The 25,417-nt window shown below is 42.4% G+C and carries 26 protein-coding genes and 1 riboswitch; of the genes, 10 read left to right on the top strand and 16 right to left on the bottom strand.

Annotation, left to right across the window (positions count from 1 at the left end):
- Positions 1-36: 36 nt before the first annotated feature.
- On the bottom strand, positions 37-1,338 hold the full coding sequence (locus NST85_RS27275) for a DUF3999 family protein (RefSeq protein WP_127193713.1): 1,302 nt from the start codon (positions 1,336-1,338) through the stop codon (positions 37-39).
- Positions 1,307-3,853, bottom strand: coding sequence for a DUF2339 domain-containing protein (locus NST85_RS27280; RefSeq protein ID WP_127193714.1), 2,547 nt, complete (start codon positions 3,851-3,853; stop codon positions 1,307-1,309). Before NST85_RS27280 ends, NST85_RS27275 begins: the two co-directional genes overlap by 32 nt.
- Positions 3,854-4,126: 273 nt before the next feature.
- On the opposite strand from NST85_RS27280, the gene NST85_RS27285 reads away from it, so the two are divergent.
- Complete coding sequence (locus NST85_RS27285; RefSeq protein WP_341190901.1) at positions 4,127-4,726, top strand: YkoP family protein; 600 nt, start codon at positions 4,127-4,129, stop codon at positions 4,724-4,726.
- 7 nt (positions 4,727-4,733) lie between these two features.
- Here NST85_RS27285 and NST85_RS27290 read toward each other — a convergent pair whose 3' ends face one another.
- The 4 genes from NST85_RS27290 to NST85_RS27305 form a co-directional block, all read right to left on the bottom strand.
- Positions 4,734-6,422, bottom strand: coding sequence for a methyl-accepting chemotaxis protein (locus NST85_RS27290; protein WP_127193716.1), 1,689 nt, complete (start codon positions 6,420-6,422; stop codon positions 4,734-4,736).
- A gap of 324 nt (positions 6,423-6,746) precedes the next feature.
- Positions 6,747-7,025 carry a hypothetical protein gene (locus NST85_RS27295; RefSeq protein ID WP_127193717.1) on the bottom strand — a complete coding sequence of 93 codons (279 nt, stop codon included), beginning with the start codon at positions 7,023-7,025 and terminating at the stop codon, positions 6,747-6,749.
- 58 nt (positions 7,026-7,083) lie between these two features.
- Entirely contained in the window at positions 7,084-7,638 is a 555-nt protein-coding gene (locus NST85_RS27300) for a class I SAM-dependent methyltransferase (RefSeq protein WP_246054291.1), read from the bottom strand.
- A gap of 59 nt (positions 7,639-7,697) precedes the next feature.
- Entirely contained in the window at positions 7,698-8,039 is a 342-nt protein-coding gene (locus NST85_RS27305) for a hypothetical protein (RefSeq protein ID WP_127193718.1), read from the bottom strand.
- Positions 8,040-8,348: 309 nt separating this feature from the next.
- Here NST85_RS27305 and NST85_RS27310 point away from each other — a divergent pair, with 309 nt between their 5' ends.
- Both NST85_RS27310 and NST85_RS27315 read left to right on the top strand, forming a co-directional pair.
- Positions 8,349-8,666: a transposase gene (locus NST85_RS27310; protein WP_341190902.1), complete on the top strand. Its 318-nt coding sequence runs from the start codon at positions 8,349-8,351 to the stop codon at positions 8,664-8,666.
- An 11-nt stretch (positions 8,667-8,677) separates the two neighbouring features.
- Positions 8,678-9,535: an IS3 family transposase gene (locus NST85_RS27315; RefSeq protein ID WP_341191174.1), complete on the top strand. Its 858-nt coding sequence runs from the start codon at positions 8,678-8,680 to the stop codon at positions 9,533-9,535.
- Between the two features lie 192 nt (positions 9,536-9,727).
- Here the strand turns inward: NST85_RS27315 and NST85_RS27320 are convergent, their stop codons facing one another.
- The 6 genes from NST85_RS27320 to NST85_RS27345 all read right to left on the bottom strand — a co-directional run bounded on the left by NST85_RS27320 (position 9,728) and on the right by NST85_RS27345 (position 14,885).
- Positions 9,728-10,636: an alpha/beta hydrolase gene (locus tag NST85_RS27320; RefSeq protein WP_170220268.1), complete on the bottom strand. Its 909-nt coding sequence runs from the start codon at positions 10,634-10,636 to the stop codon at positions 9,728-9,730.
- 164 nt (positions 10,637-10,800) lie between these two features.
- Positions 10,801-11,727: a helix-turn-helix transcriptional regulator gene (locus NST85_RS27325; protein WP_127194140.1), complete on the bottom strand. Its 927-nt coding sequence runs from the start codon at positions 11,725-11,727 to the stop codon at positions 10,801-10,803.
- Between the two features lie 137 nt (positions 11,728-11,864).
- Positions 11,865-12,713, bottom strand: coding sequence for an ABC transporter ATP-binding protein (locus NST85_RS27330; RefSeq protein WP_341190903.1), 849 nt, complete (start codon positions 12,711-12,713; stop codon positions 11,865-11,867).
- A 17-nt stretch (positions 12,714-12,730) separates the two neighbouring features.
- Positions 12,731-13,492, bottom strand: coding sequence for an ABC transporter permease (locus NST85_RS27335; RefSeq protein WP_127194138.1), 762 nt, complete (start codon positions 13,490-13,492; stop codon positions 12,731-12,733).
- Entirely contained in the window at positions 13,489-13,782 is a 294-nt protein-coding gene (locus NST85_RS27340; RefSeq protein WP_127194137.1) for a thiamine-binding protein, read from the bottom strand. The genes NST85_RS27335 and NST85_RS27340 overlap by 4 nt, the downstream gene beginning before the upstream one ends.
- A gap of 38 nt (positions 13,783-13,820) precedes the next feature.
- Positions 13,821-14,885, bottom strand: coding sequence for an ABC transporter substrate-binding protein (locus NST85_RS27345; RefSeq protein WP_341190904.1), 1,065 nt, complete (start codon positions 14,883-14,885; stop codon positions 13,821-13,823).
- A gap of 134 nt (positions 14,886-15,019) precedes the next feature.
- Positions 15,020-15,130: riboswitch (TPP riboswitch) on the bottom strand.
- 253 nt (positions 15,131-15,383) lie between these two features.
- On the opposite strand from NST85_RS27345, the gene NST85_RS27350 reads away from it, so the two are divergent.
- The 7 genes from NST85_RS27350 (at position 15,384) to NST85_RS27380 (ending at position 21,064) form a co-directional block, all read left to right on the top strand.
- On the top strand, positions 15,384-16,418 hold the full coding sequence (locus NST85_RS27350) for a phosphate/phosphite/phosphonate ABC transporter substrate-binding protein (protein ID WP_425464363.1): 1,035 nt from the start codon (positions 15,384-15,386) through the stop codon (positions 16,416-16,418).
- A gap of 128 nt (positions 16,419-16,546) precedes the next feature.
- Positions 16,547-17,320: a phosphonate ABC transporter ATP-binding protein gene (phnC, locus tag NST85_RS27355; RefSeq protein ID WP_127194134.1), complete on the top strand. Its 774-nt coding sequence runs from the start codon at positions 16,547-16,549 to the stop codon at positions 17,318-17,320.
- On the top strand, positions 17,317-18,108 hold the full coding sequence (gene phnE / locus NST85_RS27360; protein ID WP_341190905.1) for a phosphonate ABC transporter, permease protein PhnE: 792 nt from the start codon (positions 17,317-17,319) through the stop codon (positions 18,106-18,108). The genes phnC and phnE (NST85_RS27360) overlap by 4 nt, the downstream gene beginning before the upstream one ends.
- Positions 18,108-18,908, top strand: a complete 801-nt coding sequence (phnE, locus tag NST85_RS27365; protein WP_246054380.1) for a phosphonate ABC transporter, permease protein PhnE — start codon at positions 18,108-18,110, stop codon at positions 18,906-18,908. Before phnE (NST85_RS27360) ends, phnE (NST85_RS27365) begins: the two co-directional genes overlap by 1 nt.
- Before the next feature lie 278 nt (positions 18,909-19,186).
- Positions 19,187-19,660 carry a GNAT family N-acetyltransferase gene (locus NST85_RS27370; RefSeq protein WP_341190906.1) on the top strand — a complete coding sequence of 158 codons (474 nt, stop codon included), beginning with the start codon at positions 19,187-19,189 and terminating at the stop codon, positions 19,658-19,660.
- A 163-nt stretch (positions 19,661-19,823) separates the two neighbouring features.
- Positions 19,824-20,147 (top strand): transposase, encoded by a 324-nt coding sequence (locus NST85_RS27375; protein ID WP_127195314.1) that lies wholly within the window; start codon positions 19,824-19,826, stop codon positions 20,145-20,147.
- A complete protein-coding gene (locus NST85_RS27380; RefSeq protein ID WP_127195315.1) occupies positions 20,138-21,064 on the top strand; it encodes an IS3 family transposase in 927 nt (308 codons plus the stop codon). The genes NST85_RS27375 and NST85_RS27380 overlap by 10 nt, the downstream gene beginning before the upstream one ends.
- Before the next feature lie 324 nt (positions 21,065-21,388).
- On the opposite strand, the gene NST85_RS27385 is transcribed toward NST85_RS27380, so the two are convergent.
- The 4 genes from NST85_RS27385 to NST85_RS27400 all read right to left on the bottom strand — a co-directional run bounded on the left by NST85_RS27385 (position 21,389) and on the right by NST85_RS27400 (position 24,406).
- On the bottom strand, positions 21,389-22,213 hold the full coding sequence (locus NST85_RS27385) for a Cof-type HAD-IIB family hydrolase (RefSeq protein ID WP_127194130.1): 825 nt from the start codon (positions 22,211-22,213) through the stop codon (positions 21,389-21,391).
- A gap of 11 nt (positions 22,214-22,224) precedes the next feature.
- Positions 22,225-22,914, bottom strand: coding sequence for a phosphoribosylaminoimidazolesuccinocarboxamide synthase (locus NST85_RS27390; protein ID WP_307398486.1), 690 nt, complete (start codon positions 22,912-22,914; stop codon positions 22,225-22,227).
- 141 nt (positions 22,915-23,055) lie between these two features.
- Positions 23,056-23,544 (bottom strand): glutathione peroxidase, encoded by a 489-nt coding sequence (locus tag NST85_RS27395; protein WP_341190907.1) that lies wholly within the window; start codon positions 23,542-23,544, stop codon positions 23,056-23,058.
- A 115-nt stretch (positions 23,545-23,659) separates the two neighbouring features.
- A complete protein-coding gene (locus NST85_RS27400) occupies positions 23,660-24,406 on the bottom strand; it encodes a MerR family transcriptional regulator (RefSeq protein WP_341191175.1) in 747 nt (248 codons plus the stop codon).
- Positions 24,407-25,417: the final 1,011 nt, after the last annotated feature.

Consider the following 25,417-nt stretch of genomic DNA (forward strand, 5'->3'; position numbering starts at 1 on the left):
GTCTCTTCTAATTAAAGCTTCATCTGCTTACTTCTCTTAGGATGTTTTCCTAAGCTTTTGGGCAAGTAATCCGATCAACACCACTGAGATCACAATAATCACTCCGCTAAACCACGGTTTCGTTGCGAACCCTTCCCGTGCAGGTATGTTATCATCTGTTACCACGGATAAAGTCGTTTCTTCTCCCAATGTTCCTATTACCATATCCTCTTGCTCAATATGACTTCGAAACTTCACGATATCATACTGTGGCTTAACTACAGTGCCGTTTCCATATAACAATCGGTATGGTCCAGTTCCCTTATCCTCAAATACCAACTTATTAAGCTTATATTCAATTGAAATATCTGATATGTCCAAAGGTGGATCATCCTGATTGTTAATTCTAATTGTGAATGCAGGCGTAGTAGTTGGGAAAATTGCAGTTATTGTGGTGTCGGCAATTCTTACGTCTTTGAAGTCCATACTGAACAGTTCTGGTATGTTTTCTGCTTCAATGGTCTTTCCTTCTGAATCCATAAGTTCATATGTGCGTGTAAAGTTCCCAGCGGCCGTAAGTTGTACTCGTTTGATCCTTAAATGATTTGGATTCTGAATGATAATATCCGTAAACCCATCTTCCTGTTTCATTTCATACTTTGGCGTTCCACTCCTCTGAAAGTCCCGCCACTGTAGATCAGAAATAACGTTACTCAATTGCATTTGTGGGAACGATAAACCCTCTACATTATTCAGCACTTTCAAACGGTAATAACGAAATGAATACTTATCATCCAGCTCAATGGTGTCCTTCGTCAGCGAGTCGATCCGATAAAGATCATCCATCTTCAACCGTTCCCAGCCTATACTGTCATAACTCCCGTAAACTTCTACATGCTTCAAGAAATTCTCATTCGGCAGTGATACCTTTAGGCTATTCCCCCGGATATCTACGTTCTTCCCTAACGGGGTAACTTCGAAATCAAATACCGAGTCATCTTTCTCCTTCTTGACTTCACCCAGTAATTCGGTCGTATATGTTACACGATCTTCCGCAGACTCGCTATATCCGTTATCAATATAATAAGGCACAAACTGCCCCTGCTCGTTCACGATCCGAAGATCATTTAAATCTTGCGAAGCTCCCGCATACACTTGCTCATCTAGAAACACGGCCCGGTATAGGCCGCTGGCATCCTTGAAATCTAGCGGTTTGGAGAAACGAAAGTTCTGTGCCCCATCTTGTTCAGCAGCCCCTACGTTCATCCCCCCGCCTACATTGAAGAACAGACATCCTACCAAGATCGCACCGGCGCCAGCTAACAGGCTACCCTTGCGAATCCACTCCCGTATCCTCATGAGTCTCCCCCAATCTGCTTGATACTCTCTGATAGAGATAGGATATACCAAGTAGCACCAGTCCGAAGCAGAAATAGGCAATCATCTTGCCACCTGTGGTTAAAAAGCTAAGATCATACAACAGCAATTTCCCCGTGGAAAATAACGTCAACCCTAGCCCTATACGCCTTATATACACGTATCTGTTGCGGAAGCCATACATGATATAGGCGATGGACAGTAATAAATATGCCATGCTAAATACTAATGCGATATCACCAAGTCGTAATTGGATACTCAAAAATACGGTAAGAATAGCCAGCAGATAAATTCCTAAAATAGTGGGATACAGTTCTATACTCTTAAACTCCCTACGAATTAACGCAATGACCAAATCCCGCCCACTAATGAATACAAATACGTTAATTCCAATCAATACAACCAATGCCAGATAATCAGCTACTGAATTTTGACTGTAGTTCGAGTGCAGTGTTGGTATGAATAAAGTAACGCAAAGACAGAAGAAGTAGCCCACTACATTGAGAAACAGACAATAGTATTTGACCAGTCGATCATACAGCACGCTAACCTTTGTCAACGAATAAGCAAGCATCATCGTGATGAATGCGATGAGTAGTGTCCTGTAAAAACCATATTGAGCGAAATCTCTCGGGACCAACGTTTGATAAACCCGCCCCATCTCAAACAATAGATAGAACCATACGTTGGCGAGTGTCACATATTTAAATACGTTGATGATTGTATTCTCGAATGGCTTCTTATTCAGGAACGCTTCCTTGTCCTGATGACGAATCGCATAATATAACGTAATGATTAGCATACCAATGGAGATAGAGCTGTATTTTAAATTGAAGGCTCCCCTATCCAAGAGTAGATAACTACTTAGATCAATAAGGATAAAGGCTCCCAGACAAAGTCCGATAATCCCCCAACCCACTCGCTCCAGCTGCTTCAAGGAATTTCTATTACCGAATACCGTCAATATAATGCCTTCAATTAACCATCCCAGGGCCACCCATTGAATACCAAACTGGAACGGAATCATGAGTAGTGCGAACGTAAGCGAGGTCCCATAGAATAATAACCTCGTCTCCTTCTCTTGCTCCAAATACTTAAGCGCAAGTCGCCCTAGCCCCATATAAATCAGACAGAAGATCAGGGCTAATAAACCCTTGAAATCACTTAATCCTGCGTCAGCCAACAATGCATACAGCGTTCCACAGCTGAACATCGTATTGAGGGCCAGTAGCGAGAAATCCCACCAGGATAACTTGGAACGGTATTTGAATGGATACCATAACGTGATTCCAAGATACATTAGGAATGTAATCACAGCATATACCATGCTTATAGATTCACTATCCCCCCGCCACACTAACGCCAACATGGAAGGTACATTAAATAGAAAACTGATGTAATTGACGATAACCCAGCGTTTTCTTAATGAAATCAATAAGATGAAGCCATTCAATAGAAGTAAATAGACCATAGCGATGTACACGGCATTCCCATGAAGACCAAACGCCTGCATATAGGAGAATAACGGAATGTAACCGCCAACCAAAGCCAATGAACAAATGGTTCGCGACTGATATCTTAGCGATAACAGCACGCCCGTTAATGTCACCAGCACAGATAGACCTAAGCCCGTATAGATACCAATAATCTCTAACAAGAAATAGCTGTAGAAAATCGATCCATACAATACGGATATCCCACCACCTAGCAAACCTAAGGCGAAAGTTTCTTTGCCCTTGCGGAATAGCCATTCTCCACCTGCAAGCATCAGCGCACCCAATAGGAAGAAGGTGCTACCCTTCATATAACCGTTGAACCATTCGGAATATGAGAACTTGAAGGCTGAGCCTACCGCAAGAATAATGAGCAAGATTGCGATTTTATTAATCCAGTTCAATCCGATCTTCATTTCAATTTGATTCTGCTTGATTCTACGCTGCATGGTTTCCTCGCTGACTTCCTCCGATTGCAGTTGATCCAGTGCATTCGAACTGTCCTGCCCAACTTTCTTCTCCATATCCTGAAGTTGCTGACGGTGATGCCATATTCGTTGATCCAGCTCGGTAGAAACGGCTGCTAACTTTGAGTTGACTTGCTCCTTACCTTCGTTCAAATGAAGCTCAGCCCGTCTGTACAAATGATGAATGTCATTCTTAACCTTATTCTCCACTGCCTCTAGCCGGTTCATGTGAGCGCCTTGCTTTGCTCCAAAGTATGTATTCAACTTCTCACGCGACACCTTAATAATATTCATTTTCTCATCGATAATTTGTTCCGTAAGCGCCTGCCGTAGTCCGCCATTCTCTGACTCCAGTTGGTGAAGTTTGGTCTGTAACATCGCTATGCGTTCCTTGTACTCCTCCACCTTTTTACGAATCACTTCATTCTCACGGAGGAGATCATGGGATTCATATTCCGCAATAAGGATCTGATACTCCTTAATAAGCTTGTTCTGGCTTTCTTGAATTGAAAATAGAGTCTCCCTAAAATCCTTCATTTAATACCTCCAATTTCCATTCCTAATAATAAATCCATTCTACTATATAGTTATAGCGCACAATAAGTATTTTTTTGGAAAAATAATACTTCTGTGTATTTTCCCGTAACTAAAGGTCTAGTAAGCCCACTAGACTAGAGGCTAGCAGCAAATATGACAAAAGCCGGTATTTATTACATGATTTCTCCTGTATACTGAAAAACATAGCCATGTTCACATGAACAGAAAGTACTTCTCAGTTGGCATACTTTTACTAAAGGTGAGGATTACTTAATGAAGACTACTTCGCGTTATAAACGTGCCATACAAGGGGTATGGATGGGGTGGGAACGTGTATTTGAATGGTCGACCTCGCTCAGGTCGAGTTATTCAGGACATTTTGGTATATGTAAAATGTTCGTGACGGAATATCACGGGAAAGACATTCTATGCGAGGATGGAACTATCATTCAATCAGGAGATTGGGTAGGGGAGCTTCATTTAGATAATCATAAAATATTACATATGCTACAGGCCAAGGGAGCCAACCGAGTCGCGCTATCCGTTGCTCGAATGGCACGTGTCTCATTGCGAGAAATTTGCGCTGAAGTAATCACAGACCCGCAGCTTAGCCAGGTCAAGGCCCTACAAGGCATTACTTTGCTTCATAGGGGCATTATCCATGGATTAGGTTTTGAGATTCACCCTCTAGAAGGAGGAAAATTTCGAGCGCTCACTACTTCGTATTTACGTATATTGCTAAGTGTATTCCATCCAAGCAGTCGAGAGCGAATCGACCCACACGCAGAGAAGCTCATTCCGATGAGACTTGTCTTGAGCAGAGATTCGCTTATCGACCGGTTTGCCGAAAAACAAGAAGAGTATGTCGTCTAATTCAAGTCTATACCTTAAATTTCCTTAGCGCAGTTTGCAATTCAACCGCCGCCGTTGACAGAGCAATAGAAGAAGAATCCATCTCCTCAATCGCTGTTAATTGTTTTACTGTTGCCGTCACCACCTGTTGGGAGCTTGAGCTGGTAACTTGAGCAATTTCTGCAATCATCGTAACCGAAGCAGAAATTTGCTCTATACCTGCGGACATCTGCTCTGCCGTAGCAGCAAGGTGCTCAACCCGCCCTCCCATTTGAGCGCCTGAGTGGATGATCCCGTCAAAGCTCTCTTCCGTCATGCTCGTGAGCTCTAGTCCGGTCTGCACTTCTTGCATAACTCCAACCATCGCCGCTAACGAGGATTTCACGTCTATGTCCACTTCACTCATTAGATTTCCGATAACTTCCGAGGCTTGGTGCGATTGTTCTGCTAACTTCCGCACTTCAGAAGCAACGACCGCAAACCCTCTACCCTCTTCCCCCGCCCGAGCGGCTTCGATGGAAGCATTCAGAGCTAATAGACTCGTCTGCTGTGAAATCCCCTGAATCATCGTAACCATACCTGTAATTTCACGCGACTTCTCATCAAGTTGTCTGATGATGAGTTCGGTATCTCTAACAGATCCATCAATAGTAGCCATTTGCATCACTGTCTTCTTGACATACTGACCCCCAGCTTGCGCATGTTGTTGAGTCTGTGCCATCACTTCCGAGACATCGACAGCATGTTCGGCTATACTCTGCACGCCATAGGCTATTTCCTCAACCGCTCTAGCATTCTCCGCCGCGCTCTGTGTCTGACTGTCTGCTCCTACAGCTACCTGCTCAATGGAAGTGGCAATTCTAGTTGATTCTTCGGTCGTTTTCTCTGCTATTAGTCTAAGTTGACTCGCCGTAGTTGATACATTATCGGAAGCATGTAATCCATGCTGAACAAGATCCTGCAGATTGGCACCCATTCGATTGAAGCTCAGCGCTAGCTTGCCGATCTCATCACCACCAAGATCCTGAACAACTGTAGTGAAGTCTCCCTCCCCAGCACTTTCCATTGCCTTGGATAGTGTGCTGAGTCTTTTTTTCATCCTATTTATATACAACACAATCAGAGCAAACGAAATGAGAATCGAGATAACAATAACCCACAAGAACCGCACCATAAATGACGATATAATGTTATTAATCAAACCTTGTGGAGCACCAACATAAAATATCCCAATAGTTTCGCCGCCCGCATCCTTGATGGGCTCATAAGCCGCTTGATATGTATTACCTACTACAACTGCTTCACCATAATATTTCTGTCCATTCTTCAACACAGCTTCAGCCACTGCTGAAGAGACAGTTGTTCCTACCGCTCTCTCACCTTCATTCATAACATTTGTAGCAATTCGTGTGTCTCCTTGGAAGATTGTGACCGTGTCCCCCGTCATCTCTCCAATATCATCAACGAGTTCAAAGTTCCCACTCATCTTCACGTTACCCTTGTACAAATCACCCTCTTGCATCATCCAAGCCCCTGGATATTTGCTGTCGATAAATTGACCTGCCAGTCCCAGATCGCTCTTAGCCTTCTCTTCAGCAAAAGTCTTAATCCCCTTTGACATCTGTTCGATGGCAACAATCGCAATCGCTGCGGCAAATACCAACATAATTCCAATCACGATCAAACTAATTTTTGTAGCAATGCTACTACGCCGCATAGTGATTTCACTCCCGATCTATTTTTTCTGATTCATAATGTTCTATCCCCGAGTTATGTTATTTGAGTCTTTCTCATAGTAGATGAATATACCATTGTAAAGTAGTTAAAAAAGTCACTATATTTCCAGCATTTATGCAACTTTCCGACTAATTTTTACAATAATCTACTTAACCAGCAAATCCTTTTCAGTTCCAACAAAACATTGTCAAATTTGTACCCTTTGCAGGCCTATTTTAGGTCCTTTTGTACTCCTTACGAATATACAAAAAAAGCCCGCAACCCCAGAATCAAGGGCACGGGCTAAAAACTTATTGTTGTGCTACTAATCTACGTATCCAGCAAGTCCTTTTTCCATTAAATAATCCATTTCTAGATCCAGTATCGTTTCTACGGTCAATTCGTCTAATTTGACATCAGATCGACTAAGCACATAGTCAACAAGTTCATCACTGTCGATATCAACGTCATCACTTGCGCCCTTATGTGCGTTGCTAATAAAAGCGGCCTCGTGCTTCAGTACCAACCGAATGTTCTCGGGTTTGGCATCCGTATGACTAGCAATGTAATAAACTAACTCTTGTTCATTTAATTGTTCACTCATGAAATTTCAACTCCTAGTTTAGATATAATACGTGTTTATACAACCGCATGTATTGATATTATAGCACGACCTGATAAATATAAACCTTGGTTCGATACATATCTCGACAAACAATGACTTCCTCAGGTTCCCATTCTGGCAATGCGAAACAAATACTAATTATCCTTGTCCCCGGAACTAGTTGTTTGCGAAAGATCGGACTTAGTCTCTTCATCGCCCCTGGATAGAGATAACAAAGGACTACACTCGCTTGTTCATAGGAATAAGAATAGATATCTCCCCGTAAAAAAGTAACATTGTCAGAAGAGCTAAGCCGAGCAGATACGCGGGAAATCCATAACGGAATGAGCGAGTTCTCAATCCCCGTGATCCGCCAGTTCAAGTCATGGCCTGACAGATGCAAAGCAAGCGTACCCCAACCCGAACCCGCTTCAACAATGGGACCAACCTCCCCAAACCGCTTCATCTCCGAGGTTACGATACGCCGGACCGGCGCCGAAGAGGGCATTGGTGAGATGCCGTTTCTCCAACTGGTATATACAATGGACAGCAATCCGAATAAAGTAGCTGCAATTAATAACCCCGACATGATTCCAAAGCTGATATTTGCCATGATGAGCTCCCTTTTTAAATGTATGTATTAAGGAATCTTGCTGAAATAACTGAATTCTTTCATTTAGGGCTATCTTCTTTAGTATCTAACTCATAAAGATCCCACCAAGGCATTTCCGTATTAAAAATCAAGATGAGGTAATGATTCGCAGGGTCATTTTTAAGTTCGACAATTCGATCGCCTGTCTGTGTTTTACCTATTAGTTTTCGATTGATTTTTGAATCGTATATCGTTTGGTCAGCCATTCCTCGATACACATATGTACCATACTTTGAACTAGATAGCTCTTTTTGCTGAATTACTGTAAATGACTCGTACGAAGGAAAGAAAAAAAGACGAATACAGACTCCTAATGTAGCAAAAGTAACCACAGCTACAATCCACAGGTATCGTTTCTTCATCCTTACCTCCCCCTATTATCGAAATCATCTTGTTTTCTCTTCTTGTTTTCTCTTCGATATTTTATTTCGTTAATTTATAGTAAAACCCTTTATTGCCAAGTTGTTTGATCGAAGTCACATGGAAATTCTCCTGTTATTTTGTTGAGGTGACCAACCTTACTCACTTTAATTGGAATAACTCCTGTTAATTCTTCTGATCTATCATACTATTGCTTCAAGGCGTCAAATTAGAGGGAGAAGTAGAACTAGAATAAAAAGTGGACACCTCGATAAGAGAATTCGATAATGAATCTATCAGGAGGTGCTCACATGGGTGAACAACGGAAACGGTATAACGAAGAATTTAAGAAAGAAACGGTCAAGTACATTCAGGAGCAGACGAAGTCGATGGAGGATATGGCTCTTGAATTAGATATTTCAGCGAAGACCTTACACGCCTGGAAGGCTAAGTACCGCGAATTCAAAAATGAACCTATCGCAAACATGGAGCGAGTTCGGGAGCTTGAACAGTTACTGAAAGAAAAGGAACAAGTGTTACAGGAACGAGAACGTCGGATTGCGGATGTAGAAGAAGAGCTAGCGATTGTAAAAAAAGCAGTGCACATCTTCAGCAAACCAAAGAACTGAGATTTCAGTTCATCGAGAATAGTCGCTCCGAGTTTCGATTGGAGAAGATGTGCGATGTACTTAGCGTTTCCCGGAGCGGTTATTACAAATTGAGAAACCATGAGACTAGCCAACAAGAGCTGCGGAAAAACCAAGTGTTAGAGCGGATCCGTTACCACTTCAGTGACTCAGAAGAGCGCTATGGTGCACCAAAGATCACATTTTTACTGAACAAAGAAGGGTGTAACGTGACGGAACGAACGGTAGGCCTATATATGAAAGAACTCGGTTTACGTTCTTGTGTTTCAAGAAAGTACAAAGTACAAACTACCGATTCTAATCATGATATGGCCATTGCACCCAACATCCTGAACCAACAGTTTCAAAGTACGGAGCCTAGCAAGGTATGGGTCACAGATATTACCTACATTCCGTGCAGAGAGGGCCGATTATACCTTGCAAGCGTTCTGGACTTATGCACACGTGAGATTGTGGGGTGGCGACTGGCTGACCATATGACAACTGAATTAGTCCTTGAGGCGTTAAAGGATGCTTACGATGCCAAGAAGCCTAAGGAAGGTCTCATTCACCATTCTGATCGTGGAGCACAGTACGCATCCACAGAATACCGTGAACTGCTTAAGAGCTACAACATGATCTCTAGCATGAGTCGTAAGGGAAATTGCTACGACAATGCTTGTATTGAATCGTTTCATAGCATCTTAAAGAAGGAACTCGTTTATTGCAGAAGGTTTAGGACCAAACAACAAGCCAAAGACGAGTTGTTTCGATATATCGAGTTTTTTTACAATCGCAAGCGAATTCATGGTGCGCTTGGATACTTGTCACCGATTCGTTTTGCTGCACAGTTTCAGAAGAAATCTGCTTAATTCGCTAAAGGTAGTGTCCACTTTTTTGACAGAGGTCCAAAGTTCAAGTTAAGTTCCCCACTGATAGTATTCAAATTACATTAGATGGATAATTTCCTGTTATCCATTACTGCCATCTATTAAGCACTCGTTACACCATCCCGCCAAAAAGAAGCCCTCCTCACCTAGTGAGAAGGGACTCGTTCTATATATTCAATCCTGATCTATACCACCATAAAACTGGAGATAATTCTCCATTTGACTACTCCAGTAGGCGTCATCATGATGTCCGCCCGGGTTGATATGAAATTCGTATGATTTTATTTTTTGCCCCTTCAGCACTTCATCTAGCTTCTTACCTACTTCCTTGAAATCATCTTGATCGCCATAGTCCACATAGATGCTCACTTTATTTAACTTCTGACTTGCGGCTAGTGCGATAGGATCGTTATTTTGTCTTGCCTCTGCGGTCGGGTATACCAATTTTTCTAACGGAGCCCACATCTCTCCAACGAATAAAGCTGGGGAATGCCCCCCTATTTTGCTGAACAATTGCGGATGGCGAAGACCGATATGCAAGGCAGAGAATCCACCCATGGAGGTTCCACCGATATAACGACTCTGACGCGACTTGATCGTATTAAAATGTGTATCCACGAACGACACCACATCATTTGTAACATAATCCTCATACTTACCAGTATATAAAACCCCTTCATCTGTAGGATTACCGCTTTCTTTAATAAAACCTGGCAGTTCAGAGGAATTAACACCAAAGCTGTTGTCGATTCTCGGAGCGACAATGATCATCGGCTCGATTTTGCCACTAGCAATTAATTCATCTGCCTTCTCCGTAATTTTTAAATCATTGAACCAATGGTTCTCATTCAGCTTATAGGAGTGCAGAACGTACAGAACAGGGTATTTGTCTTGGCAGTCATAATTAGGTGGTAAATAAACATTTAAAATCATGTCCTTCTTTAGTGACTCACTATAAAATTTAACGTTCATGTTCGAGGAAGTCCGAGCGATCTTGGACGAAGCAGCAATACTCGTTTGCTGACCTACTCCTACAGCAAGTAAGATCACAAGAGTACACAGAAGGGCTTTAAATAACTTCATACATTCATCTCCCAATATAGATTTTGAATAATAAGTTGACTGCTCCTTTCCATTCAACTTATTTCCGCTTTCCATGGAGATTGTATCAAGCCTATGTTCCCCCGTGTACTGCTTATCAGCAGCAGTTTCCTGCAAATCGACAGTTAAAAATAGGGAATGATCTCTTAACTCGTTCCGTTCAGCATCCAGCAATATTTAGTACGGTACTCCGCGGGCGAATACCCCGAGTACTTCCGAAAGTTCCGTAGAAAATGCGCATCATCATGAATCCCGATCCTTTCCATAATTTCCGTGGTTGGTAACGTAGTATTTCTAAGCATGGAATCTGCCATTTGCATTCTGATTTTATTGAGATAGGCGATGAGGGAAAGTCCGGTTGATTTCTTAAAATGCTCGTTTAGGGTTGTTTTATTAGCATGAAATATCGCCGTTAAGTCATCTAGTTTGATCTTCTGTTTATAATTCGTATGTAAATATTCTATGACTAGCTTGACTGACTCGGGTACGACATGAGGTACGGCGCTCGGAACAAAATCCGTAGTTTGATATAAGCGCCGAATTAGAAATAACAACTCCATCAGATAGGATCGGCTACGGCAAGGCCAATTGATATCTGATTGCTGCATTAAATTTTGTCCTATCTGATGAAATAGATCATCGGCATGTTTGGCGACCGAAGGATCAAGCGATATACCTCCATGATAACTATCCGTCCGTTCGAAAAAAGGCTCCATACACCATAAATCCTGAACTTCCGTAGTTTCCATCTTCTGTCCCTCAACATGCTGAACTTGTATTAAATCATCTAGGCTATAATGAACTACACTTGGTCGAAATCGTAGTGACTCTGCTCGCAGCGCTGTCCCCGTAATGAGACGTACTGCTTCCTTATCGTTAAAACAATACATTCCTGGGGCGATGACGGGATACATATTCGCTCCCATCTGTAAAATCCCTGTTCCTTCTTTGATCAGAATAATACAATATACAGATGTCACGCCTTCATGATCAGACAGCAATTCCTCCGGGTTATAAGCAACACTTATACGATATCCGGGGTGATACACTCTTCCCTCAGTCCAATGTAGCATGACACCGACCTCACCTTTCAAATAACCCCTAAAATTCCAGTTCTATCTATTATATGAATAGATGATTCCGCTGTATATCTACTTTATTTATAAATAAACAAAACCCAGCCTCACACTTTCGTGTTTGACTGGGTTGGTTAAGTGCGTGGCGTTCTGTTCTTAGCTTGCTCTTCTCGCATCCACCCCGACAGTTGGCGCTTGAGCCTCAGGAACTCGGGAGAATCCATGATCTCTTCCCGGCGAGGCCGCGGAAATGGAACTTCAATTTTGTGTAAGATTGAACCGGGGCGACCGGAAAACACATAGATAGAATTAGAGAGCAGCAACGCCTCTTCGATGTTGTGAGTAATAAACAGTACCGAGCGGCGGTTTTCCTCCCATAGCTCTAGTAGCCAGGTCTGCATTTCGCTACGGGTCAGCGCATCCAGTGCGCTGAATGGCTCATCGAGTAGCATGAGTTCCTGCGGGGCTAGTAAAGCTCTTAGGAAAGCGGCCCGTTGCTGCATACCACCCGATAGCATATGCGGGTAAGCTCGTTCGAACCCACCTAAGCCGACCTTCTGTATCCAATGCCTAGCAACTTCACGTGCTTGATCATTTGACGTACCTTTGATTTCACTGCCAAGAAGCACGTTATCCTCAATGGTCCGCCAAGGGAAAAGCGCCGGTTGCTGCGGCATATAGCTAATCTCGCCACGTTGACCCGTTACGAATTTTCCATTCATTTTGATAACTCCATCATCCGGCTCTACGAGACCACCAATGATATGGAAAAGAGTGCTTTTCCCGCAGCCAGAGGGGCCTACAATTGAGACGAACTCCTGTTGCTCCACGGTGAGTGACACGTTATGAAGTACCCTTGTCTCGCGCCGACGATGTGAGAAGGATTTGGAGATTTCGCTAACTTCAAGAGCGGGTGGTACCGTATGTGCTACGGGAGATTTCCCTGCTTTAGTTTCAATTGTTGTATGTGACTCTTGAGACATTTGAAGTACCATCCTTTCTATGAATTGCGACGTGGTTTCCAGCGTACAAGCCATTTTTCCAGCAATGCGATGATCGCAAAAAGCACCAAACTAAGGAGTACAATGATGACAATGGCCACAAACATCCGGTCTGTACGATAAGCGGACTTCTGTAGGAGCATATAATATCCAATCCCTTTATCCGCACCAATCCACTCGGCAACCACAGCACCCATAACCGCATAGGTGGCAGATATTTTTATACCGGAGAATAAAGAAGGCAAGGAATGGGGTAACTCCAGCTTGGTGAAGATTTGCCACTTGCTTGCACCAGCCATTTTCATATAGTTCATCATGACACCGTCACTTTGTGCTAAGCCGCCCATCGCCGCAACAGCTACGGGGAAGAAACAAACGAGCGTAATCAATACAATCTTAGGCAGCAGACCGAATCCAAACCAAATCACAAGGAGTGGTCCTAGTGCGATGGAAGGAACATTTTGACTCAATATAAGTAGTGGATAAAAAGCACGTTTGACTCCAGGTAACAGATGTAACAGCAGAGCTACGATCAGACCAACACCCGTACCAATAGGAAAACCAATCAGCGTCAAGCGCAGCGTTGCTAGTGTATGGTCCCAAATTCCTGCGGCATTGCTAGATGACTCCCGGGCGATGTCTAGAGGACTCGGTAGAATCCAGGCTTCCACATGAAACACGGAAACGGCTAACTGCCAAACCGTCAATAAGAATATGACCGCCACAAGGGGCGGCCATATTTGCTTCCAGGTCGATCTCACGGCCGGTATTTCTCCGTCAGTTTGTCCATGCTCATTCCCTTAGGGTTATGAGCGATCTTGATCTGCGAAATGCAACTTGGGCTACCTGCTTCAACCAACGCTTCATGCATCTGACGCACGACTTCAAGCAGTTCTGTAAGCTCACCTTCCATCGTCGTATCCAGTGGGTTCACTTGATGCTTAACGCCTGATTTCTGAATGACTTCAATTGCCTTATCTACATAAGGGATGGAATCCTCGTTATTCGGAGTCTTAGGAATTACTTGAATGCTTAATAGTGTATTTGCCATGATAATCAATCCTCTCAGTTCAATTTAATATATGTGTATTACTGGTTATCCGGTAAAAAGTCATTCGTAAAAGCACTCTCAGCATCCAGCGGCTTATCTAGCAGCTTCAGCCCGTACATCCAGTCGGCATAATTCTTCCATACTTCCAGCTTTTGCTCCCCCCAACGGGCAGCGTCGTCCTTGTATTTCGGGCTAAGCCATTTCTGACTTGCAAGCACAAGTTCGGCATCCAGATCAGGTACAGCTTTCGTTAAAATGGCTGCGGCTTCCTCCGGCTTATCAATGGCATATTGATAACCCTTCGACGTTGCTTTCAGGAATGCCTTAACTAGCTCTGGGTTGTCGGAAATCTGCTTCTCACTTGTAATGAGGACAGGTGTGTAATAATCCAATTGCGGAGCGTAATCCTTCAGATACAGCATATCAACGGGTTCCCCGCGTAGCTCTGCCTCGATCCCTGTCCATGCATAGAAAATCCAAGCAAAATCAATATCACGCTTCACGGCGGTAAAATAATCAGCATCCCCGATACTCACCAGTTTAACTTTCTTTACATCACCACCTTCAGGGTCCATGATCGCCTTCATGGATGCTTCTTCAGCTGGAGAACCCCAACCACCGTAGGTTTTTCCTTCAAAATCCTTAGGCGTCTTGATGCCCTTATCCTTCGGAGCGGCAAATCCCGAGGTATTATGTTGAATAATAGTTGCTATGGATACAAGAGGTACACCTTGTAGACGGGCTAGTGTTAATCCCTCTTGGGCACTAATGCCAAAGGCGGCTTCACCTGATGTCACCATCGTGTCAGAACCGGCTGCACCGGGCTGTACAATTTCGACATCCAGACCTTCTTCTGCAAAATATCCAAGCTCCTTGGCTGCGTAGAGACCTGTATGGTTCGTATTAGGTGTCCATTCGAGCGCTATCTTAACCTTGGTCAGCTCCTTTGGAGCGTCACCTTCTGTAACTGCAGGTGCTCCAGGAGTTGTTCCCTTATTTCCCGCTTCATTCCCTTTAGAAATTCCGTTATTACTGCCGCATCCAGCGAGTGCAAAAACAAGCATGCTGATGATACTTAACCTCAGTACTCTCTTCATTCTCATCGATTTCTTCTCTCCTTTTGTCAGCCATACCCTAATCCTTCATCTATCTACCTTGAAATATACCCATTAAAAAAAGCGTCCCGAATGATCAGGACGCTGGTTTGGCGCAATAATAGCAGAGGTCACAAGAGGACCATAGGCTAGTTGGCGATTCCTACGCTGGCATTATCCAGATCAGGTATAAGGGTCAGTATCTTGTGGGATACAATCTCAGCCGGCCAATTCCAGCACCCCTGGTTCTATGAAGTTATCGGGTATTGCTATGTTCTTACGGTGTATTATAAACACCTAATCCCGAGTTGTCTAGTAGCTTATTTTAAATTTAAATCTTATTGACCTCTCTCCAGTTGAAATCACAGGTCCCAGTAAGCGTGCCATGACGACATCAACTCCTATCATTCTATCAGGATAAATTACACTATAAATAAAATCTAGGAAATTTTACAAATGGTTATCATTGTTATGACCTACATTTTACATACCACTCTTATAGTAAACATGTACTTCAAAATAAAAAAAACGTGGAGGTCATACCTTTTGAGAAAAATCGCCAAATTTATTTTACCGTTATTCTTATCCATTTCATTTCTTAGTGGTTGTGGTGCTAATGCAGAAGTGAATGGTACTAACAAAGAAGCTGCCGCTAACAGCAGCACAACAAACGCCCCTAAAGAAACTACTGAACCAGCTGCTCCAGAACAAACGGGCTATGTTCCTGAAACCTTAACTGTACAATTTGTTCCTTCCCAAAATGCAGATACATTAGAAGCAAAAGCTAAACCACTTGAAAAACTATTAACAGACCAACTAGGAATTCCCGTCAAAGTAAGCGTATCGACTGACTATAACGTAATTATTGAAGCTATGGCTTCCAAAAAAGTAGATGTCGGTTTCCTTCCTCCAACTGCTTATGTATTGGCTAAGGAAAAAGGCGCTGCGGAAGTCATTCTCCAAGCTCAACGTTTCGGTGTACAAGATGACACGGGTGCTCCAACGGATCAATTGGTTGATTTCTATAAATCGATGATTATCGTTAAGAAAGATCCTGATATTAAAACGATTGCTGATCTGAAAGGCAAGCGTATCGCTTACCAAAACGTAACTTCATCTGCAGGTTTTGTATGGCCTGCTGGGAAGCTAATGGAAGCTGGTCTTGATCCACTTAAAGATGTTCAAGCCATAACGGTAAAAGGACATGACCAAGGTGTACTCGCTGTATTGAACGGTGATGTAGATGCGGCAGCTATTTTCCAAGATGCACGTAATGTTGTAAAAGCTGACTACCCGACTGTATTTGAAGATACTCGTGTCCTAGCATTTACTGAGAACATTCCTAATGACACGATTTCTGTTCGCTCTGATATGAGTCAAGAGTGGATCGAGAAGATCCAAAATGCCTTCATCGCCATTGGTAATGACGAAGCAGGCCACGCAATTATCAAAGATATTTATTCCCATGAAGGTTATGTAAAATCGGAAGACAGCATCTTTAATATCGTTCGCGAATATGGCGAAAAAGTAAAAACGGAATAGTCCATTTAAGAAGTATTCCGCCTTCAAAGTGATTATGGAACCGAGCACGATAATAGCCAGTTGGAGTGCATCTGCACTGCGACTGGCTTGCTATTTTATACGATAACCTCTAAAGGACTGATACCCGAGTGATAGAGATAAACAATGTATCCAAAACATACCCTGGCGGAACAAAAGGACTGAATGGGATCAATTTATCCGTTGCCAAAGGGGAATTCGTCGTAATTGTCGGGCTATCTGGTGCGGGTAAATCTACCTTACTCCGTTCGATCAACCGTCTTCATGATATTACCGAAGGAGATATTGTCATTTCCGGCAGCTCCATTACAAAGGCAACAGGGCATCAGCTTAGAAAGATTCGTCGGGATATCGGTATGATCTTTCAGAGCTTCAATCTAGTGAAACGCACTACGGTTCTTCGCAACGTCTTAGCAGGGAGAGTAGGTTATCATTCTACGCTGCGCACCATATTAGGACAGTTCCCAAAGGAAGATATCGAACTTGCCTTCCAGGCTCTGGATCGGGTCAACATTGTGGAAAAAGCCTATACCCGCGCTGATCAGCTCTCCGGAGGACAGCAACAACGCGTGGCCATTGCCCGTGTATTGGCCCAAGAAGCCAAAATCATTCTAGCAGACGAACCCGTAGCTTCATTGGATCCCCTGACAACCAAACAAGTTATGGATGACTTGAAACGAATTAATCAGGAATTGGGGATTACAACGATTGTAAACCTGCATTTCATTGATTTAGCAAGACAGTACGCCACTCGCATTATCGGTTTACGTGCCGGAGAAGTCGTATTTGATGGACCTGTCGAACAAGCAACAGACGATGTGTTTGCTGAAATCTACGGACGCCCGATACAGCAGGATGAATTGCTGGAGGAAGCCGCCGTATGAACACCAAGGTAGAGCTAAGGCGCCCGAAGGCGCCTAGTCGATTCAAACATTATTTAACTGCGATCATTTTGCTCCTACTCCTTTGGGGCAGTGCGATTCAAACTGAATCCTCCTTCAGCGAACTGTTTCATGGACTTCCGAATATGCTGGATCTCCTACGTGAGATGTTTCCGCCGAAGTGGAGTTACTTCGATAATATTTTTGATGCCATGCTGGAGACGATTCGGATGGCCTTAGTAGGAACAACACTTGGCGCCATTGTCGCTATACCTGTGGCATTGTTATGTGCAAGCAACCTCACCAAGAGGGGCCTGATCTATTATCCTGCTCGCTTCATTCTAAATTTAATTAGGACAATTCCGGATCTACTCTTGGCGGCTATCTTTGTTGCTATATTCGGACTCGGACCCTTGCCAGGAATATTTGCACTTACCGTGTTCTCAGTAGGATTGATCGCCAAACTAACCTACGAAGCGTTAGAAACGATTGACCAGGGGCCGATCGAAGCCATGACCTCGGTTGGAGCTAACTATGTACAAGTAATTCTTTATGGGGTCATCCCACAAATCCAGGCGCATTTCGCATCCTATGTGCTCTATACATTTGAGATCAATGTCCGTGCGGCAGCAATCCTTGGGCTCGTCGGTGCTGGTGGTATCGGGCATTACTATGAAATAACTTTAGGATTTCTGGAATACGACAAGACGAGTATGATTATTATTTTCACATTAGTGATTGTATTAATTATTGATTATATAAGCTCAAAACTACGGGAGAAATTACTATGATGAATTCTTGGCACGACAGAGTCCAGAAACCAAAGAAAAGCCGCTATCGCTGGCTCATCTATGTAGCCCTTGTGGTTGTCTACATTTGGGCCTTTGCAGGCATCCCGTATCATGGCATCAAAGAAACAGCAGGACAAATCTCGCGGGCTATTCTAACGGGTATTTTCTCGCCCGATTGGGATTACGTTTATTTACCGGATGGTGAGGATTTACTACGAGGATTGCTGGATACTTTAGCGATTTCCATATTAGGAACCGTGATCTCAACCATTGTGTGTGTCCCCTTCGCTTTCTGGGCGGCCATCAATATGAGCAATTCTAGATGGGTATCCGGTTCGGGTAAAATGGTGCTTAGCTTCATCCGAACATTCCCGGAAATCGTCATGGCGATCCTATTTATTAAAGCCGTTGGGCCCGGCTCCTTTGCCGGCGTGCTAGCGCTTGGCCTGCACTCCGTTGGTATGCTTGGTAAGTTGTTCGCAGACGAGGTGGAGAACATGGAGCATGGCCCTGTTGAAGCTTTGATTGCTACTGGTGCCAATCGCATGCAAATTTTATGGTTTGCCGTCATTCCTCAAGTCTTGCCCGGATTTCTCTCCTATACCTTGTACCGATTCGAAATTAATGTTCGCTCCGCTACGATCCTTGGTGTCATCGGAGCTGGGGGGATTGGTACTCCATTAATCTTTGCACTAAGTTCCCGCAACTGGGATCGTGTCGGTATCATTCTACTAGGAATCATCGTCATGATTACGATTATTGATATGATCTCAGGGGCGATTCGCAAGAAGCTGGTGTAGGAACTATTGTAACGGGTTCATTTTTAAAGTGAAAATTTGAAAATATCATAATTTTCGTAAAAAACGCACAAGCATATGTAAAATTACATGTGCTTTTTTACATTTCACAGTGCGAATAAGATCTGTATAATTATGGCAAGCGTTATTATAACGCAATTTCGTATAATAAATCTCTTATAGAAAGGATGATGTTATATGGCACATTTTAACTTGTACTTAGGCGTGTATGGAGGGTTCACGCATAATTAACCCTCCTAATCTTTTTTTGGAGGTAAGTTATGATAATAGAAAATGTTAAAATTCGTCCGTTTTGCAATCATGATATGTGTGATTTTAAAGAAATGTTTTGTACTTACTTAGGTGATTTTAATATTAAAATTGTAGATCATAAGGTGGATGCAACATGTCTTGAAATAGCAGATAGTTCAATTTCCGAGATTTCCCCATTAGATATGATTCTGGTTGACGAGAAATTAGTAGGTTTTATCTGCTATCAAATCGATAATCCTAATAGTGATTGGTGTGAACGAGAAGGATGGGGATTTATTAGAGAAATTTACATCAATCGCAGTATGAGAGGGAAAGGTCTTGGAGCAAAATTAGTCGCTCATGCCGAAAGGGTACTTTATGCCAAAGGGGTTGAACATATTTATCTTACTTCAGATGAAGCAGATGCATTTTGGAATTTATGTGGCTATAAAAAAACTAGAATAGTCAGCGAAATTAACCATGACCCCATATATGAAAAGTAGAATTGATTTAAATAAAAATAATAACCTAAATAAACAAAAACACTATGGGAATTTCATTTCCCATAGTGTTTTTGTATCTAACGGAACCAGCTATATAGCCCCCTAATCCAATTGGACACTCCAATCCACCTCATATACACTAAAATGAGTAAGGAGTAAATCGATGAAAAGACGATTCAGGTGCCCTGTTGAAACGAAGAAGGAGCTAGTGGTTGAAGTGCTTGCCGGTTACCGAGTAGAGATGGTAGCCCGGAAGCACGGAATGTCTCCTAAAACGTTAAGCAACTGGGTCCGCCAATATCAGGATGAGGTGGACGACCTTATGAAAAAGAAGCAAATCGATGCCGAGAAACTGAAACAGAATGCAGCCAGTTACGAAGATTTGCAGAAGAAATATGACAGTGCCATGAAGCTGTTGGGAGAAAAAGAACTCGAAAACAACATCCTTCGTGACTTGGTAAAAAAAAAGTATCCCGATTGGAAGTAGCAACACACTGGATTGAACAGGGATATCCTATTCAAAGAGTACTACGTCTGTGTGGAATCCCTCGTTCAACCTACTACTATCGTCTGCAACATCCTGAACACCAACAACCTGTCAGTAGCGGCCGGCCTATTCCGGGTTACTCATTTGACAAGGATGGAAAACAGGTGGTAGATGCTCGTATTAGAGGGTACCTCAGACGCCTTATCCAAGGGCCAAATTCAGCGTTCGGCTACCGAAAGCTAACTACGTTGTTGCGGCGAAAATATAAATTAATCATTAACAAAAAGAAAGTATACCGTTTATGCAAAGAAATGGGCATCCTTCATCCGCAGCGTGAACTGACAAATCCTGTACCCAAAAGGCTTGCAAATAACCGAGTTGTGGATGGACCTAACCAGTTATGGCAGATGGACATTAAGTACGGTTACGTAGCCGGTAAACGTCAGCATTTCTACCTGGCAAGCATTATTGACGTGTTTGATCGGAACATTGTCGCCCATCATCGCGGAAAGGTTTGCAGCACGCAGGACATCTTACGTACGGTACAGAAGGCGCTTCTAAAGCGGCGAATACACGAACAAGAACACAAGTTGGTCATACGGACCGATAATGGGCCACAGTTTATTAGTAAAGCTTTCTATACTTTTTGCGAACAAACTGGCATAGAGCACGAACGGATCCCCAACCAAACACCAAACAAAAACGCGTTTATTGAGTCGTATCACAGCATCATAGAGCGAGAATGTTACCAACGCAATTGTTTTGAAAATTACGAAGAAGCCTTTGCAGAAGTAGATCGATTCATTCGGTACTACAATACGGAACGGATCCATGGCAGTCTCAAGGATTGGCCACCCAAGGAATACTTACGTTTGATGACCATGGGGTTGATTCCCCCACAAAAAATTGCGCTATGATGAGATTTCTTAAGAATGATGTGGAAAGTGTCCAAATTTAGGGGGTTGAACCGCCAGTGGCCCTTATTTTGAGTTTCGAGGATCGCATAACATTCTAACGGAACTGAAAGACCTTATTTCTCCAAATGATGCTCTAATGCATGAATCATGATGAAATAACGTCTGCTGGTTCCGTTAGAATTCAGAACTGTGTAATAAACCGCAAATAAGGTCGCTGAGTTCCGTTACAGCGTTACAGCCATTCGCATTCGTAATCCCCTTCGATTCATGGGTTGATTCATGGGTCGATTCATGGTCAAGCGCTAATCTAGATTTTACGCCTTATTATATACGTACAATCTTGTCCAGAATAAACGTTTCTACTACTTTCGCCACTCCGTCTTCCATATTCGTATCGGTTACGTAGTTAGCAATTGCTTTAATATCATCAGGCGCGTTGCCCATTGCTACACCAAGTCCAGCAAACTCTATCATCGCAAGGTCATTGTAGCTGTCGCCAATCGCAATAACCTCTTCTTGCTGAATATTTAATTTCTGAATGAGATGATGCAAACTCGTTCCTTTGTCTACACCCACTTCAGTAAACTCCAAGAAAAATGGTTTCGAACGCATAACATTGAGTTTGCCTTCTAGTTGTTGTTGAAGTTTCTTCTCCAAGATGACCAGTCTTTCAGGTGCTTCTACCATCAATACTTTTACAACTGGTTCTTGAATGGCCTGAACAAAATGCTCTTCTTCTATAATCGGCATCCCCGTAATTTCAGCTTCGATATCGGTATACTTATTATTAGCTGGCGTTACGATATCGTCCCCAACATAGGTGTGAATCCCCACTTCTTCTTGTTTACTAATATGGTATAGCTCATGTACCGTCTCGGGAGATAATGTACTGCTGAACAATTCTTCACCTGTTGCACAGTTCGTAATCTTGGCCCCGTTAAAAGATAGAATGAAGCTGCCGTATTTCTCAAGCTCCAGTTCCTTAGCAATATGCGTCATGGCAAATGTAGGCCGACCTGAGGCAAGTACGACTTTAACTCCTGCTTCTTGTGCATCCATTAATGACTGCTTGGTACGTGGTGAGATCGAATGATCATCCATTAGCAACGTATCATCCAAATCAAGTACGATCATTTTATATTTTGTCATATTCATTCCCCTTAGTTTCCTGCTACCATCATTCTCTCTAAATCTAGTGGTTCTATATAGTTACCATCTTTATAAGCTCTCATATTTCCACCGGAAATCTCGTCGATCAGAACAATTTGCTTGTCTTTGTCCACTCGACCGAACTCCAATTTAATATCATACAGTTCAATACCTTTTAGGCTCAGCTCTGTTTTGATAACATCACTAATTTGCTTCGTAAGTTGTTTTAATGTTTCGTATTCGTCTGCCGAGAGTATGCCCAACATATCGAGTGCATCCTTGCTGATTGGCGGATCTAAGCGATCATCATCTTTGAGTGTAACTTCAACAAAACCATCTAAAGGCTGACCCTCTTGTGCATATAAACCATAGCGGCGTAGAAAGCTTCCTACAGCTCGATAGCGACAAATAACTTCAAGTCCCTTGCCAAACACAGTCGCGGGCTTGACCGTCATCGTTGCCTCATCGATATTAGCATCTATATAATGTGTCGGAATTCCTGCTTCTTTTAGTTTTTCAAAAAAGAACTTTGTTAAGCGAAGCCCCGCCTGACCTGCACCTTCCATTACTAACCCAACGGTATTGGCTCCAGGATCGAACACTCCATTTTCCCCAGTGACATCATCTTTAAATTTCAGTAAATAATTGCCGTTATCTAGTGCGAATACATCCTTCGTTTTGCCTTTATACGTTAGTTTCATATTAGATCCTCTCCAAATCAGAATGAATGCCAAGCATACAAAAAAAAGACACAAACCTGCTTAGTATATTAGGAATTGTCGAGATTCCAATAACGCTCAGAAGGGGTGCTTCCTATATGATAGAACAAAACTACCTATTTGTTAACCACTCTTAGTAAGCAAACCTGCAATATGACTAGTGATTTGTGCAGGGGTATCTTTAGGTCCGAATCGTTTCACGACCTTACCTTGCTGATCGATCAGAAATTTCGTGAAATTCCATTTGATAGATTTAGTGCCTAGTACTCCAGGAGCCTCATTCGTAAGCCATTGAAATAATGGGTGAATATCCTTCCCCTTCACATCTACCTTAGAAAAAAGCGGAAAGTTCACTCCGAAATTTAACTCACAGGCAGCAGCAACCTCTTCATTCGTTCCTGGTTCCTGGTTAGCAAACTGTCCACAGGGAAAGCCCAGTACAGCAAAGCCCTCATCTTTATACGTATCGTACAAATCTTGAAGACCCTTAAACTGAGGAGCGAAGCCGCACTTCGTTGCCGTATTCACGATCAACAGTACTTTCCCTCGGTATGACTCCAGCGTTTGAACTTCACCCTTAATGGTCTTCACTTCAATATCGTACAGTGTCATAAACAGCCTCCGCTCGTGGAATTTAATTTCATTTCATTCTCTCATTGTAAACTACATAGCAAGAAAAAGGACCGTCCAACTTCGGAAGGTCCTCAATTTTAATTCAACTAATAATCTATTTCTTGTCGCTCTCCGCAAATACAATCATCGCATCACACATAAACTTCGCCAGTCCCTCGCCAAATTGATCGATGTTCTTCGTGAATCGCTCATCATCGACATACATTTGACCTAGTCCCTTGAATGCCTCCAAGGAGTAGTTACCTATCTGATTCAGGAAATCATACCATTCCTTAATAGCTGCTTGTGCCTCCTCAGATTGAGGTGAGGTACCCCGAAGATGCGCAAGTTTCCTATAGATTTCATTCATCCCTTCGGATAATGCTTCTTGATCTGACTTTGGCATTTTACCGATCTTCTCATTGGACTGCTCAACGGCTGCATCTCCCCAACGCTCACGTGCTTCTTGTTCATAAGGATTAGAACCAAAATCAAAACCAGCAAATTTCTCTTTATCTGTCATTTCAATTTCTCCTTTCGAATGTTGAATTGTTCTATCAATCGTAGCGATAATTCCATCTAATCGACGACGACGCTCCAGTAGCATGTTTTTGTGTAGTAATAGCGCTTCGTGGCGGTCAAATGATGGATCGTTGATGATTTCACTGATCTTTTTCAAAGGGAAACCTAACTCCTTGAAGAATAAAATTTGTTGCAACATCTCCAGATTGTCCGGGGAATATATCCTGTAGCCGGCTTCCGTTGTTTCCTCCGGGGTTAACAATCCGATCTCGTCATAATGATGCAGTGTGCGCACACTGATCCCAACTAAATCAGCAACTTCCTTCACTCTCATTTGGATGATGTCCTCCCTTCGTTATTTACTATAGGGTATCACGTAACGTGAGAGTCAATACTATGTTTTGAGTAAAATATGGATTATTTAAAGGCTCGATCTAAAAGTCAGTAGTTGATAAAGCTAATACAAGAGTCTTCCACTCTTTAACCATATCTTTAATGCCTTCTCATGTTCTGGACTTTTCTCCCCAGGCAACTATTTCACCTCTGTTCTACTACGTATTTGAGTTGGAATTCGCATTAAAAGTCAAAATAGGTCAGAGTGTTGCCAATAAAAAAGAAGCCTGGTCGTTTTCTCCAACTTCCTATAAGTTCCAAATTCAAATAGTAAATATCATTTGCATTCACTATAAACCTTTTAAAGTGAACTGCTACAACTCAAAATCATCCAATACCTCATCTAAGGTGTCCTGAAGAATGCCTACATACCTCAAAGTTATCTTTTCTTCTGTGTGATTGAAGATGTACATAAGGTGCGCTATGTCCTTCGTTTCATCATAAAAATAGTATTCCCAATAAAATACCACTCCAAAAGGAGCGGCAGGTTACCACGTCTATGTTTTTACTAATTCTGCTTAAGAGTTTTAATGTATACTTTTCATTCATATAAAATCTTTTAAAATCTAAATATTCAGTAAAATAAAGAAGTTAAATAAAAATAAACAAACATTATAAATAGAGCAGGTATTAAATATAAACGGTATGGGTGCTTTCGTTTGTATAACTGATACATTCTAATAATACAAAAAATTGGCATAAGAGCTAGAAACAACAAATAAATCACTTTATCATTTCCAAAATATGAATAGAATACGACGGCATAAATTAAATAAAGTATTCCAAATACCTCATCATTATCATTTAGTAATATAGATATTATTACAAATATCATAGAGGTTAAAGGAAATATATAATTCCCAAATATTAGTTCTGTCCCTGCATTAAATATTTTTGGTGAAATCAAAAAAGAGATGCATATGATAATAACGAAAAAAAGTTGTATATAATACCATTT

The organism is Paenibacillus sp. FSL K6-2524, assembly GCF_038005525.1.
In the GTDB taxonomy this organism is placed as follows: Bacteria; Bacillota; Bacilli; order Paenibacillales; family Paenibacillaceae; genus Fontibacillus; species Fontibacillus anaericanus.

What these genes read in the sequence shown, in the direction of transcription:
- NST85_RS27275 (WP_127193713.1), bottom strand. Translation starts at nt 1,338, where the DNA reads ATGAGGATACGGGAGTGGATTCGCAAGGGTAGCCTGTTAGCTGGCGCC.
- NST85_RS27280 (WP_127193714.1), bottom strand. Translation starts at nt 3,853, where the DNA reads ATGAAGGATTTTAGGGAGACTCTATTTTCAATTCAAGAAAGCCAGAAC.
- NST85_RS27285 (WP_341190901.1), top strand. Translation starts at nt 4,127, where the DNA reads ATGAAGACTACTTCGCGTTATAAACGTGCCATACAAGGGGTATGGATG.
- NST85_RS27290 (WP_127193716.1), bottom strand. Translation starts at nt 6,422, where the DNA reads ATGCGGCGTAGTAGCATTGCTACAAAAATTAGTTTGATCGTGATTGGA.
- NST85_RS27295 (WP_127193717.1), bottom strand. Translation starts at nt 7,025, where the DNA reads ATGAGTGAACAATTAAATGAACAAGAGTTAGTTTATTACATTGCTAGT.
- NST85_RS27300 (WP_246054291.1), bottom strand. Translation starts at nt 7,638, where the DNA reads ATGGCAAATATCAGCTTTGGAATCATGTCGGGGTTATTAATTGCAGCT.
- NST85_RS27305 (WP_127193718.1), bottom strand. Translation starts at nt 8,039, where the DNA reads ATGAAGAAACGATACCTGTGGATTGTAGCTGTGGTTACTTTTGCTACA.
- NST85_RS27310 (WP_341190902.1), top strand. Translation starts at nt 8,349, where the DNA reads ATGGGTGAACAACGGAAACGGTATAACGAAGAATTTAAGAAAGAAACG.
- NST85_RS27320 (WP_170220268.1), bottom strand. Translation starts at nt 10,636, where the DNA reads ATGAAGTTATTTAAAGCCCTTCTGTGTACTCTTGTGATCTTACTTGCT.
- NST85_RS27325 (WP_127194140.1), bottom strand. Translation starts at nt 11,727, where the DNA reads ATGCTACATTGGACTGAGGGAAGAGTGTATCACCCCGGATATCGTATA.
- NST85_RS27330 (WP_341190903.1), bottom strand. Translation starts at nt 12,713, where the DNA reads ATGTCTCAAGAGTCACATACAACAATTGAAACTAAAGCAGGGAAATCT.
- NST85_RS27340 (WP_127194137.1), bottom strand. Translation starts at nt 13,782, where the DNA reads ATGGCAAATACACTATTAAGCATTCAAGTAATTCCTAAGACTCCGAAT.
- NST85_RS27345 (WP_341190904.1), bottom strand. Translation starts at nt 14,885, where the DNA reads ATGAGAATGAAGAGAGTACTGAGGTTAAGTATCATCAGCATGCTTGTT.
- NST85_RS27350 (WP_425464363.1), top strand. Translation starts at nt 15,384, where the DNA reads ATGTACTTCAAAATAAAAAAAACGTGGAGGTCATACCTTTTGAGAAAA.
- phnE (WP_341190905.1), top strand. Translation starts at nt 17,317, where the DNA reads ATGAACACCAAGGTAGAGCTAAGGCGCCCGAAGGCGCCTAGTCGATTC.
- phnE (WP_246054380.1), top strand. Translation starts at nt 18,108, where the DNA reads ATGAATTCTTGGCACGACAGAGTCCAGAAACCAAAGAAAAGCCGCTAT.
- NST85_RS27370 (WP_341190906.1), top strand. Translation starts at nt 19,187, where the DNA reads ATGATAATAGAAAATGTTAAAATTCGTCCGTTTTGCAATCATGATATG.
- NST85_RS27375 (WP_127195314.1), top strand. Translation starts at nt 19,824, where the DNA reads ATGAAAAGACGATTCAGGTGCCCTGTTGAAACGAAGAAGGAGCTAGTG.
- NST85_RS27385 (WP_127194130.1), bottom strand. Translation starts at nt 22,213, where the DNA reads ATGACAAAATATAAAATGATCGTACTTGATTTGGATGATACGTTGCTA.
- NST85_RS27390 (WP_307398486.1), bottom strand. Translation starts at nt 22,914, where the DNA reads ATGAAACTAACGTATAAAGGCAAAACGAAGGATGTATTCGCACTAGAT.
- NST85_RS27395 (WP_341190907.1), bottom strand. Translation starts at nt 23,544, where the DNA reads ATGACACTGTACGATATTGAAGTGAAGACCATTAAGGGTGAAGTTCAA.